The organism is Curtobacterium sp. BNK-1 (assembly GCF_048685235.1).
Classification (GTDB): Bacteria; Pseudomonadota; Gammaproteobacteria; order Enterobacterales; family Enterobacteriaceae; genus Pantoea; species Pantoea agglomerans.
The window spans coordinates 458,770-471,725 of the sequence record NZ_JBLQTJ010000004.1 but is presented as its reverse complement, the minus strand read 5'-3'; the positions used below and the strand labels follow the sequence as shown (position 1 = coordinate 471,725).

Annotated in this window: 10 protein-coding genes; 7 read left to right on the top strand and 3 right to left on the bottom strand. The window is 54.9% G+C overall.

From position 1 onward, the window contains the following. The first annotated feature begins 79 nt into the window (after positions 1 to 79). The 6 genes from ACMGGP_RS22625 to ACMGGP_RS22600 all read left to right on the top strand — a co-directional run bounded on the left by ACMGGP_RS22625 (position 80) and on the right by ACMGGP_RS22600 (position 6,790). Positions 80 to 640, top strand: coding sequence for a non-canonical purine NTP pyrophosphatase (locus ACMGGP_RS22625; RefSeq protein WP_010247077.1), 561 nt, complete (start codon positions 80 to 82; stop codon positions 638 to 640). Continuing rightward, a complete protein-coding gene (locus ACMGGP_RS22620; protein WP_010247078.1) occupies positions 637 to 1,431 on the top strand; it encodes an SIR2 family protein in 795 nt (264 codons plus the stop codon). Before ACMGGP_RS22625 ends, ACMGGP_RS22620 begins: the two co-directional genes overlap by 4 nt. A gap of 158 nt (positions 1,432 to 1,589) precedes the next feature. After that, a complete protein-coding gene (locus ACMGGP_RS22615) occupies positions 1,590 to 1,934 on the top strand; it encodes a YebG family protein (RefSeq protein ID WP_111534203.1) in 345 nt (114 codons plus the stop codon). Between the two features lie 615 nt (positions 1,935 to 2,549). Further along, complete coding sequence (gene licT / locus ACMGGP_RS22610) at positions 2,550 to 3,383, top strand: BglG family transcription antiterminator LicT (RefSeq protein ID WP_010247080.1); 834 nt, start codon at positions 2,550 to 2,552, stop codon at positions 3,381 to 3,383. Positions 3,384 to 3,520: 137 nt separating this feature from the next. Then, positions 3,521 to 5,383, top strand: coding sequence for a PTS beta-glucoside transporter subunit IIABC (gene bglF / locus ACMGGP_RS22605; RefSeq protein ID WP_498798937.1), 1,863 nt, complete (start codon positions 3,521 to 3,523; stop codon positions 5,381 to 5,383). 12 nt (positions 5,384 to 5,395) lie between these two features. Next, entirely contained in the window at positions 5,396 to 6,790 is a 1,395-nt protein-coding gene (locus ACMGGP_RS22600; protein WP_124890588.1) for a glycoside hydrolase family 1 protein, read from the top strand. A gap of 68 nt (positions 6,791 to 6,858) precedes the next feature. Here ACMGGP_RS22600 and ACMGGP_RS22595 read toward each other — a convergent pair whose 3' ends face one another. Beyond that, positions 6,859 to 7,986 (bottom strand): Fic family protein, encoded by a 1,128-nt coding sequence (locus ACMGGP_RS22595; RefSeq protein ID WP_498798936.1) that lies wholly within the window; start codon positions 7,984 to 7,986, stop codon positions 6,859 to 6,861. A gap of 552 nt (positions 7,987 to 8,538) precedes the next feature. On the opposite strand from ACMGGP_RS22595, the gene ACMGGP_RS22590 reads away from it, so the two are divergent. Continuing rightward, positions 8,539 to 10,449: a methyl-accepting chemotaxis protein gene (locus ACMGGP_RS22590; protein WP_498798935.1), complete on the top strand. Its 1,911-nt coding sequence runs from the start codon at positions 8,539 to 8,541 to the stop codon at positions 10,447 to 10,449. Between the two features lie 473 nt (positions 10,450 to 10,922). Here the strand turns inward: ACMGGP_RS22590 and ACMGGP_RS22585 are convergent, their stop codons facing one another. Beyond that, positions 10,923 to 12,005, bottom strand: a complete 1,083-nt coding sequence (locus ACMGGP_RS22585) for an ABC transporter ATP-binding protein (RefSeq protein ID WP_033760468.1) — start codon at positions 12,003 to 12,005, stop codon at positions 10,923 to 10,925. Between the two features lie 2 nt (positions 12,006 to 12,007). Continuing rightward, the gene (locus ACMGGP_RS22580; protein ID WP_010247086.1) at positions 12,008 to 12,955 is read right to left on the bottom strand and encodes a carbohydrate kinase family protein; all 948 of its coding nucleotides are present in this window, start codon (positions 12,953 to 12,955) and stop codon (positions 12,008 to 12,010) included. Position 12,956: the final 1 nt, after the last annotated feature.

Sequence of the window (12,956 nt, the reverse complement as noted above, 5' to 3'; positions counted from 1 at the left end):
CCAGCGTTAGTGATTTATCCTGCCCGCCTGTTTCCGTAAAATCCTCACTGCGTGGCGGAGTAATTGACCTGGAAGCCCCATGAAAATCAGATTCCTTTCTGCCAATGAGCAAAAGCTGGCGGAGGTGCGCAAAATACTCGAACCTGTCGGGGTCGAAGTTCTGCCCATCGCCCGTCGCATCGAAGAAATTCAGACTGAAAACGAACTCGACCTGGTACGCGACAAACTGACCAAAGCCTTTTCGCTGATTGGGCGACCGCTGTTTGTAGAGCATACCGGCCTCTATCTGGATGGCCTCAATGGCCTGCCCGCCGGTCTGACCCGCATCTTCTGGAACCGCCTGGACGCTGAGCGCTTTACCGCGCTGGTGCAGGGGCTCGACAGCCAGGCCGTGACGGCCAAAACGGTACTGGGCTACTGCGATGGCCGCAAAATGTACCAGTTTTCGGGTGAACTGCGCGGCACTATCGCCGCGAAACCTGCCGGAACGCGCGGCTTTCAGTGGGACTGCGTCTTTATTCCCGAAGGCTATGAGCAGACGTTTGCTGAAATGGGCGAACTCAAGAATGAGATCTCGATGCGGCGCATCGCGCTGGATCGCTTCGCCACCTTTTTAAAAACCTCGCGGGGCATGGCATGAAACCTGAACTCAAACGCGCCTATGATTCCGGCAAACTGATTCTGTTTGCCGGTGCCGGTATTTCGCGCAATTTTGGCCTGCCCGAGTGGCATGAACTGATTGCGCATCTTGCTAATGAGCTGGGTTACGATCCAAAAATCTTCAATACCTATGGCACGCACCTGTCGCTGGCGGAGTATTACAAACAGAAAAAAGGTTCGCTTGGCCCGCTGCGCAGCTGGATGGATCGCGAATGGCATCGCCCCGATATTGATGTCCGCTCTTCTGAAATTCATACCATGATTACCCAGGGTAACTTCTCGCGTATCTACACCACCAATTACGATCGCTGGCTGGAAGCGGCGCATGAAGCGCACGGCGTACCCTATTATAAAGTGGCAAACGCCGCGGACCTGGTTTCTCTCACCGAAGATAAGCGTCACATCATCAAGCTGCACGGTGATTTTGATGATGACACCTCAATCGTGCTCGATGAGAGCAGCTATTTTGAACGCCTCTATTTTGATTCGCCGCTCGACATCAAACTGACTCACGATGTGATGGGCAACTCAGTGCTGTTTGTCGGCTACAGCATAAGTGATTTCAATATTCGCCTGCTGTTTTACCGTCTGACCAAGATGTGGGGCCGCACCGGGCTGGCAACCGCCCGGCCAAAATCGTACCTGTTCACTAACCGGAACAACCCAGTGGCCAAAGAGGTGCTGGGGCAGTGGGGGATTGAGGTGATCGTCTCGGAAGAGGACGATCCCCGTAAGGCATTGGCGATGTTTCTTGAAGAGCTGCTGGTGTAGCCGCCGACCCTCGCGGCGGAGAATGTGTCAGGAAAAATGAAAAAAGACTGTGCCAGGTTAAGGTTAGCCCGTGCACAACCGATAAACTCTATTCTCTGCTGGCAAAGCAGGATCGGCATGATATACTGTATGTATACACAGTACCTGAGGGCGAAAAGATGGCTGTTGAAACAAAATTTGTAGTAGTCAGAAAGGGTGAAGAGAAGATGACGTTTGCCAATAAGAAAGAGGCCGATGCCTACGACAAAATGCTCGATATGGCCGAAGCCTTCACCGACTGGCTGTTACAGCATCAACCTGCACTGGAAGAATCTCAGGCGGAAACGCTGGGCCTGCTGATTGCAGAGCAGAAAGATGCCGTTCAGCATATTCTGCGCACCAGCAAACTGCCGGAAGCGGCAGCAGCACCCGTCTCTCAGCCAGAAGCTGTCTCAGACGATAGCGCGGATGAGCCGCAGGAAGAGCCTGCTGCAAAGAAAGTGCGCGCCGTTAAAGCCGCGTAATCTCAACAGCGCCGGAAGCGAACCTTCCGGCGTTGCTGTTTCTGAATAGCGGTTTGAGCTGTTCTCCTGCTAACTTTTTTACAGATAATCTTCCTTCCACTCTTTTACCCTGCATAACGGGCTCTGACGCTCAACAGAACGATTTCACACATTAAGGGCTTTTCGTCCGATAAATCAAAATATTGTGATCAGTGACAAAAGCGTTCAAAGCGGTGTGTTTTTAATCGCTAAATGGCAGTTAATGAACGCTGCAGTCCATTAGTCGATTTTTCAGACGACCTTCCTCGCATGACTATCTTCCTCCCATAACGTGAGTTTTCATTCCACTGAGCGTCATACCCCTTTTGCTGCCCGGAACCGCACCCCCGGCTTTAATACTGGTCTCGTCCGGCGGGTATCGCCACACGCACGATGCCTGGGCGACTGAACTCAACACGGTAGTCACTTTTTAAGTTAATAAGAGGATTTCGATCGCTGTCACGCTTTTTGCTCTGACAGATTGAGGTCACGACTAAAACTGATAGAGTTCCCGAACTGGATTGTTACTGCTTAGGCAGGCAAAACCTGACTTCTGGCCTCTGTCGGATGTCAGGTTTTTTTGTTTCTGGGGTTCCGATGAAAATCGCCAAAATTCTTAATAACAACGTGGTGATGGTTCAGGATGAGCAGGGACGCGAACAGGTCGTGATGGGGCGTGGACTGGCTTTCCAGAAGCGCATCGGTGACAGTCTCAACGCTGCGCACATTGAGAAGGTATTTGCGCTGCAAAGTGATCTGCTGGTACGTCGTCTGGAGGAGTTGTTACACCAGATCCCTCCAGAAGTGATGACCACCTGCGACCGCATTATTGATCTGGCAACACAACGTCTGGGGACATTGCAGGAGAGCTTGTATATCACGTTGACCGACCACTGCTACTTTGCCATTGAAAGGCAGAAAAAAGGTCTGGCAATTAAAAATGTGTTGCTATGGGATATCAAACGCCTCTACCCCAAAGAGTTCGAACTGGGTCAGGAGGCCAGGGCTATCATTTCACGTCGTCTGAATGTCGAACTGGCGGAGGATGAAGCCGGATTTATCGCGCTACATCTGGTGACGGCGCAGCTCAATAATGAAATGCCGGAAGTGATGCATGTCACCCGGGTTATGCAGGAGATTCTGCAACTGGTGAAGTATCAACTGCAGCTGGAGTACATCGAATCGTCGCTGAGTTACCAGCGTTTTGTCACTCATCTGAAGTTTTTTGCTCAACGGATGCTGACGCGTACCGTGGTGGACGATGACGATGTATCGCTGCATACAGCAGTAAAAGATAACTATCCCAAAGCCTGGAAATGTGCGGTGAAAATCGCGCAGCATCTGCAACAAAGCTATCAGCGTGATCTGACCGCAGAAGAGATCATGTTTCTCGCCATTAACATCGAACGGGTGAGAAAAGAGGGGCAATAAGCTCTATAAACCGGATTGTTACTGCTTAACGCAGGCAAAACCTGAGCGCGAACTCTGAAAGGAGGACGTTCTCAGGTTTTTTTCATTTTTGGCTCAGTTAACTGATGTCCGCAGGCATCGGTTGTAAGGAAATCGAGATGGAATATCACACGCTGGCGCAGGATATCCTCAGCCATATTGGTGGCCGGGAGAACATCGTAAGTCTGGTTCATTGTGCCACCCGGTTACGCTTCAAACTGAAAGACAACCATAAAGCCGATGCTGAAGGACTGAAGAGAAATCCGGGCGTTATTATGGTCGTTGAAAGCGGCGGGCAGTTTCAGGTGGTGATTGGCAACCACGTTCATGATGTCTGGCAGGCTGTGCGTAGTGAAGCGGGGCTGGCTGATGAGCTTTCTGCAGCAACAGAAGGGGAAAAGACCGGGGGTAATGTTTTCAATCATCTGATCGACATTGTGTCAGGCATTTTTACCCCGTTTATCGGCATTCTCGCCGCCTCCGGGATCCTAAAAGGTTTACTGGCGCTGGCCGTGGTCTGTGGCTGGCTTTCTGTTGAAAGTGGAACGTATAAAATCTGGTTTGCAGCCAGTGATGCCCTGTTTTTCTTCTTTCCTCTGGTGCTGGGCTACACCGCCGGGAAGAAATTTGGCGGCAATCCCTTTATTACCATGGTGATTGGCGGGGCGCTGACCCACCCGACGATGATTGCAGCTTTTAATGCCAGCCAGCAGTCCGGTGAAATGACGGACGCGTTTCTCGGCATCCCTGTAACCTGGTTTAATTACAGTGCGTCCGTTATCCCGATTATTCTCGCCGCGTGGGTAAGTTGCTGGCTGGAAAAGCAGAGCAGCCGGCGACTTCCCGCCTCCATGAAAAACTTCTTTGCGCCACTGATCTGTCTGAGCGTCACCGTGCCGCTGACCTTCCTGGTGATTGGCCCACTGGCCACGGGCTTAAGTCAGATACTGGCGAACGGCTACCAGTGGATTTATGCGCTGGCACCCTGGCTGGCTGGTGCTGCCCTGGGCGCGTTGTGGCAGGTCTGTGTGATTTTTGGTTTGCACTGGGGACTGGTGCCACTGATGATCAACAATCTTGCCGTACTGGGGCATGACTCAATGCTGCCTATGCTGTTGCCTGCTGTCATGGGCCAGGTTGGCGCGGCGCTGGGGGTGTTTCTGCGCAGTCGGGATGCACGACAGAAGATGCTGGCGGGTTCATCCGTGACCGCAGGGATCTTTGGTATCACTGAACCGGCTGTCTATGGCGTTAATCTGCCGCTGCGCCGTCCCTTTATCTTTGGCTGCGTGGCGGGCGCTATTGGCGGTGCCATTGTCGGCCTCAGCAGCACCCACGTTTATTCATTTGGTTTTGCCAACATCTTTACCATCGCACAGATGATCCCACCTGGCGGTGTGGATTCCACGTTATGGGGCGGTATTGCCGGGACGCTACTCGCGCTGATACTAGGTTGCGGCATGACGCTGGTAGCGGGCATGCCCCGAAACACGGCGCCAGACGCAACGCTCCCGATTACCCCTGGCGAAGATGACATTCTGTCACCGATGACGGGCACCGTTCTGGGGCTTGGTCAGATTCCCGATCCAACCTTCGCCAGTGGCCTGCTGGGACAGGGTGTGGCCATCATCCCTTCTGATAATAAAGTCATTGCGCCTTTTGCGGGTGAGGTGGCCTCCCTGTTTCAGACCCGACACGCCATAGGACTCCTGAGTCACAGCGGGATTGAGCTGTTGATCCATGTGGGTATCGATACCGTCAGGCTCGACGGCAAACCTTTCACGGCACATGTAAAAGTGGGCGACACATTCAGGGCCGGCGATCTGCTGCTGGAGTTCGATCGTCAGGCCATTCTTGATGCCGGATATGACCTGGCAACACCGATCATTATCACTAACAGCGATGAGTATCCTGAGGTGATGACTGTGGCAGGGACCGCGGTCACTGCAGGTACGCCTTTACTCAGCGTCACTCGTCAATAAAAGGAGAACAGGATGAAAACTTTCCCGGATTCATTTTTATGGGGCGGTGCTGTTGCCGCTAATCAGGTAGAAGGCGCATGGCGTGAAGAGGGCAAAGGCCTCTCGACCTCTGACGTTCAGCCACAGGGAATTTTTGGCCCGGTATCGGAGCGCGTTGAGGGCAGCCAAAGCCTCAAAGACATCGCGATCGACTTTTACCACCGCTACCCGGACGATATCAGGCTGTTTGCAGAGATGGGGTTCAGCTGTCTGCGGGTTTCAATCGCATGGACGCGCATCTTCCCGAACGGTGATGAGCAACAACCCAACGAGGCCGGTCTGGCCTTTTATGACCGGCTATTCGACGAGCTGGCCGCACACCACATCACCCCAATTGTTACATTGTCACATTATGAGATGCCCTGGCACCTGGTGAAGCAGTATGGTGGCTGGGGTAACCGCCAGGTGATTGGCTTCTTTGAGCATTATGCCCGTACGGTGTTTGCCCGCTACCAGAATAAAGTCAGACTCTGGCTGACCTTTAACGAAATTAACATGTCGCTTCACGCGCCGATGACCGGTGTGGGTCTGCCGGAAACCAGCAGCAAAGCTGAGGTGTATCAGGCGATTCATCATCAACTGGTCGCCAGTGCGCTGGCGGTGAAAGCCTGTCGCGAGATTAACCCGGACGCCAGCATTGGCAATATGCTGCTGGGAGGGCTGGTCTATCCACTCAGTTGTAAGCCTGATGATGTGCTGGAAGCGCTGCAGGAGAACCGGAAATGGCAATTTTTTGGCGATGTTCAGTGCCGTGGTGTTTATCCGGGCTATATGTTGCGGTTCTTTCGTGAGAATAATATTCAGCTGGATATCACGGATGCCGATCGCCAGATACTCCAGTCGACCGTCGATTTTATCTCGTTCAGCTATTACATGTCCGGCTGCGTGACCGCCGATGAAGCACTGAATCAGCAGATGCGGGGTAACATTCTGAGCATGGTGCCCAATCCTCACCTGCAGAGTTCTGAATGGGGCTGGCAGATTGACCCGGTGGGCTTGCGTAACTTGCTGAATCTGCTGTGGGATCGTTATCAGAAGCCGCTGTTTATTGTTGAGAACGGACTGGGCGCCAAAGACATACCGGATGCAACGGGCGTCGTGCAGGATGATTATCGCATCAGCTACCTCAACGATCATCTGGTTCAGGTGCGTGAGGCCATTGACGATGGCGTGGAGGTCATGGGTTATACCAGCTGGGGACCTATCGATCTTGTCAGCGCATCAAAAGCCGAATTGTCTAAGCGTTACGGTTTTATTTATGTTGACCGCGATGATACTGGTGAAGGTTCGCTGGCCCGCAGCCGGAAGAAAAGCTTTTACTGGTATAAAGAGGTCATTGCGACCAACGGGGCTTCACTTAAAGAGTAATTCCCGCACTCAGGAGTACATCACAACGAGCGCGATGTACTCCCGGTTAGCAGTCAAAACAGCCCGGTTCAGGGCTTCTCGCGGGTGTTAACCTGATAGCGGGTACTCCTGCCTCCGCCTTCGAGCCGGTAAAGGCAGCCTTTTTCAACCAGATCGGCCAGATGACGGGTCGCGGTGGCTTTACTCACTTTGGCGACCTTCTGGTACTGACTGGCGCTGATCCCCAGTTCGAAACCCTGCTCGCCGCCATCCAGCAGCCGGTTCAACACTTTCACCTGTTCCGGACTCAATCCCATCCCCTGATGCCGCAGCCAGAAACGCGCTTTCATCTGAGTGCGATCGATGACGTTCATCGCCTGTTGCAGACTCTCATCCAGGATATCAAGAAACCACACCAGCCAGTGAGTGATATCCAGGCCGCCTTTCTGCGTCTGCTCAAGGATGCGGTAATAACCGGCACGCTGCGTCAGAATGGCGGGTGACATGGCATACAGCCGGATGCTCTGACTGTCGGCCTGCGCCAGCGCCAGATCGGTTAACGCACGCGTGATACGACCATTACCATCATCAAAAGGGTGCAGGGTGACAAACCAGAGGTGGCAGATGGCGGCGCGCAGCAACGGGTCCAGCATCACATCATGCTGACTGCTGTTGAACCACTCAATAAACTGCGCCAGCTGCGGCTCCAGTCCCTGTCGCGGCGGCGCTTCAAAATGCACCGTGGGACGATCGATGCGACCTGAGATGACCTGCATCGGCTCACTGCCGCGCAGCGTGCCGACGCTCAGGCGCTGCACCGTCCACTCATCGGCAGGGAAAAGCCAGCGATGCCACTGACAGAGACGCTCAGGCGTCAGCGGCTGGCTGCGGTTGTTGATGGCATCGAGCATCATGGCAGCCAGGCCTTCTGAACGATCGGAGACCGGATAGGGCTGCTCTTCCGTCACGCCTAACCGACGCGCCAGCGATGAGCGGACCGATTGCACGTTGACCCGCTCCTCTTCAATCGCGGAAGAGGAGAGGATATTGCTGAGCAGGGTATCCATCGTCTGGGTTTCACTGTCTGAATTCAGGCTGGCACGGCCCAGCAGCAATCCGCGCTGCTGCTGCAGATGGCGCAGGCGCGGTAACAGCACGGCGTCCTGCCACTGAAAATGGGGCCAGTCCGGCTGTTGCCAGATCCAGGTAACGCTCATAATCGGCTCACGCTAAGGGTGGATGAGCCGAATAAAAGAGGTTATTCGGCTCACGGAATGAGTCGATAATAGCGAATATTTGGCTCACAGGCTAATCACGCGGAATTATGGGCAAAAAAAAGGACCCGAAGGTCCTGTTTGCTTAGCGGGAGAACTGCATAAAGGTGTCTGAATAATAGTGAACGATCCAGGCGACATATGCCAGCCAGACAACCATCCCAACAGCTAATCCTGATTTACCGATCATTGTTCTATCTCCACTGCGATAAGGGGGCTACAGCAACTGTTGACATAAACTGACAGTAATGGCGGGCACCAGTATTGTTGCAGATCAAAAAAAGGCCGTTCATTCGCTGCGCCATAATCCCTTTGCGATCAACTTCCCGTAATCACGCGCTGTGAGACCCCCATCACGGCGGGGAAATGGCCATTAAAGTTCAAAAAAACGCCGCCGATAGATGATCTCAGGAGCACCATAACTACAAGGAGGTATTGAGCCAGGTAAATTTCAGGGGAAGCACTATGGTCAGTCAGTTAACACATAAGAAAAGAATGAGTACCCGTGCCCAGATGCTGATCATGGGTGGTTTAACGATAGTGCTGGGATTTACCGTGACGATTGGGGTTCTCAGCTGGCAATCCGGTAAAGAGCAGAAGGCGCTGGCCGAACAATATCTGCAGCAGATTGCGCAGAGCCGTGCCTTACAGGTGCAGCAGGAATTGAGCCATGCCCGTGATGTCGCGAGTCACCTTGGACAAAGTCTGATCGCCTTGCCCCACGTCGGCATTACCGATCGCAAAGCGGCCGATAAGGTGATGGAGTATGCGCTGCGTGCTAACCCTGACTATCTGTCGATGTCAGTGATATTTGAACAGAATGCGTTTGATGGCCGTGATGCCGAGTTCGCTTCACAGCCGGGTCAGGCACCGCAGGGCCGTTATGCCTTTTTTGTCGATCGTGACGCGTCAGGTAATTACTCGATGCATCCGCTGCTCTCCTATCTGACACCGGGTCAGGGCGATTACTATCTGATCCCGCAAAAAACACAAAAAGATACGCTCACCGAACCCTATAGCTATGCCTATAACGGCGTGCCAACATTGCTCACCTCCGTCGCCGCCGCGATTATCGATCAGGGCACCTTAAAGGCGATCGTTACCTCTGATATTTCACTGGCATCACTGCAACAGAAAGTGAATCAGATCAAACCCTGGCAGGGAAGCGGCTATGCGCTGCTGCTTTCTAACGGCGGGAATGTGGTCTCTTCGCCGGTGAAAGATGAAGCCGGGAAGCCCTGGAAAGGCGAAAAAGAGGGTTTTACGTCAAAAGTCGTCCAGCGATTTGATGCCGTGCTGGGTGAAGACGCTTTAGTCACCTGGCAGCCGGTGATGATAGGTAACAGCGACAAACCCTGGTATCTGGGCGTGGTGGCACCGGTCAGTCAGGTGATGGCCGCCTCAAACCGGCAGCTGATGTGGGCGGTGATCCTGATGGTCGTGAGCGTTCTGCTGGTCGGGACGGTGCTGGGCATGCTGTTCAGCCGTAAAGTGTTGCGTCCGATTGGCGGTGAGCCGGCTGAAGCGGCGCATATTGCGCTGGCCGTCGCCGATGGCAAGCTGGATAACGCGATTGTGGTGAAAAACGGCGATCGCAGCAGCCTCTTTTTCGCCCTGGATACCATGCAAAGCCAGCTCCGGCAGATTGTCGGGCAGATTAAAGATTCCAGTGAATCAGTACGCCAGGGGGCGGGTGAAATTGCCAGCGGAAACCTCAATCTGGCGTCACGCACCGAACAACAGGCCGCCGCGCTGGAGCAGACCGCAGCCAGCATGGAGCAGATCAGCGCCACGATTCGCCTGAATGCCGATAACGCGCAGCAGGCGACCAGCCTGACTGAAAACGCTACCCACATCGCCAGTCGTGGTGCCTCGCTGGTGGGTGAAGTGGTGCAGACCATGGCGCAGATCGATGACAGTTCGAAAAAGATCGGCGACATTACAACCATGATCAACAGCATTGCCTTCCAGACCAATATTCTGGCGCTGAACGCGGCTGTAGAAGCTGCACGTGCCGGTGAGCAGGGACGCGGTTTTGCGGTGGTGGCTTCTGAAGTGCGTAATCTGGCCCAGCGCAGCGCGAACGCGGTGAAAGAGATCGGCGCACTGATTGAAGAGTCGAGCGTGCGGGTCGAGAGCGGCGTCCGGCTGGTAAACGATGCCGGTAAAACCATGCAGGAGATGATGCAGGCGGTGAATTCGGTGCAGGGGATTATCGGTGAGATTGTCACAGCATCAAGCGAACAGGCGCGTGGCATCAGTCAGGTAACGATTGCCGTCAATGAAATGGATGGCGTCACCCAGCAGAACGCCGCGCTGGTGCAGCAGATGTCGGCTGCGGCCAGTTCGCTGGAGGATCAGGCGCAGCAGCTGTCACAGACGGTAGAGCAGTTTCATCTGGCGTAAGCAGGCGTATGTTTCCTGATCCAGACTCTGCTTCACAAAATAAACTCGCCGCTGGCGTAATGCTGATCAGTTAAGATTAGATTTGTAAAGGCTGTCACGGTTAAACGTGACAGCCTTTTTTTCCGGGCGAGCGAGCCGCAGTACGGGCCAGCGCACCTCTGCTGCTGCCGGGCCGTCCTCGCGCCGCTCACGCGGTACCTTCGGCTTTGACGTCGTGCCGACGAACCGTTCGCGATCGGCCCTCCCTGGCCGGCCCCGAACTGTCCACGCTTCCCGGCGTGGACTTCTGGCCCAACGTCACGCCTCAGCGCTGCGGATAGCCCTTTCAGCAGCAGAGGCGTTCAGGCCTCCACTCTCGTGCCCTTTTTTAACAATACACACTGAAGTTTCAGAGCAGGCCCCTGCCCGGTACCAGACTGCGTTATCATCTGTCGCTTAACTGACTGACATTACCGCTGGCGGGTTTATTTTTATCACTGTTCCGTCAGCCGCATGCCGCTGCTGGCATCAAACAAGTGCATTTTATCCGGATTAACGGTAACCGGCAGCGTGCCGCCAGGCACGGCATCGCTGCGGCCGGTCAGTTGCATATGCAGCGGGAAACCCTGCCAGTTCAGATGTAGCAGGGTCGATTCGCCGGTGATCTCAACAATATTGACCGCCGCCGGTTGCCCGCTGGCATCAAAAATCAGATCGTGGGGTCGTACGCCAAGCGTGACCGGCTGATCGGCCTGCTGCTGTGCCGCACTGTGCCAGCGACGCGGCAACGGCAGCCACTGCTCGCCACAGCAGACGCCAGGCAGGCCATCGCGTGTCTGGAAACGGGCATCCAGCAGATTCATCGGCGGTGACCCGATAAACCGCGCCACGAAGGTGTTAACCGGGCGGTCATAAATCGCCAGCGGTGCACCCTGTTGCACAATGACCCCTTCTTTCATCACCACAATCTGATCCGCCAGCGTCATCGCCTCGACCTGATCGTGGGTAACATAGACCATGGTGGTTTTGAAACGCTGATGCAGCGACTTAATCTCGGCCCGCAGCTCCATGCGTAACTGCGCATCAAGATTAGAAAGCGGCTCATCAAACAGAAACACCTGCGGATTGCGCACCATGGCGCGGCCCATCGCCACGCGCTGCCGCTGTCCACCCGACAACGCTCTTGGATAACGCTGCAGCAGCTGATCGATGCCGAGAATGCCGGCAATGCGGGCGATTTTGCTTTTTTGCTCCTCGCGCTTCACCTTTTTCACCTGCATGTGAAACGCCAGATTCTCCGCGACGGTGAGATGCGGATAGAGCGCATAGCTCTGAAACACCATGGCGATATCCCGGTCAGCAGGATCGAGATCGTTAATCTGTTTTTTATCCAGCATGATCGCCCCGTCAGAGACGGTATCCAGACCGGCAAGCAGCCGCAGCAGGGTTGATTTGCCGCAGCCGGAGGGGCCAACCAGCACAGTGAAACTGCCATCAGGGATGGTTAAATCCAGCGGGTGCAGCACGCTCTGTTTACCGTAGCGCTTCGCCACCTGTACAAGTTCAACACTGGCCATGGTCAGCGCACCTCATTTGATAGTTGGAGTTGTTGCCAGCTGGGATAGCGGCGCGGAGAGCTGCTTATCGCCTGTGATGCCACTTCAATGCCCCAGCGCAGCGCCGTGTGCGATGGCTGGTGATAGAGCAGTGCAGTAAGAAAACCGGCATTAAAACTGTCACCGGCACCAATGGTATCTACCACCGTCACCGGCTGGGCAGCAGCATACTGCACAGAGGCGGCAGACCAGAGACGTGCGCCCTCTGCGCCACACTTAATCACACAGCCGCCGCGACCACTGAGCCGGGCCGCCAGCTGTTTACCGCTTTGATCCAGCAGTTCTGCGCCCGATAAGCCCAGCGCTTCCACCTCATTCAGCAGCAGCCAGTCACAGTCCGCTAACCAGTTGCCAATCTGTAAGCGAAGCCCATCGCTCCAGCCCGCAGGCGGCCAGCCGGTATCCACGGCGACACAGAAGCCACGCTGTTGCAGCGCGGCCAGCAGCGCCGGGTAGTGATCATAGAGTTCCAGACAGAGAAAGGTGCCGCACAGCAGGACGATGTCGCCCGGCGTCGCCTGCGACGGCAACTGGGCCAGCACATCGTCCGCGGTCAGCACGGTAATATGGCCGTGATTGCTGAGAAACGAGCGTTCGTTATCGGGATGGGTCACGCCTACCGTCAGCGAGGTTTCACAGGCATAGCGCGGCCAGTATGCAGCGCTATGAGGAAAGTGACTGGCGAGCCAGTGACTGAAGCCATCGTCGCCCTGATTGGCAATGGCCCGATGCGGCACCTGCATCGCCTCCAGCGCCAGCGCACAGTTACCTGCGGACCCGCCGGGACGTAACTCGCTGTGCTGCAGCATCACTTCCGTGCCGCGCTGCGGCCAGTCGCTGAGCGTACTCATGATTAAATCAACATTTATATTGCCCACCACATAGAGGGTGGGCGTGAGGGTAGTGACCATA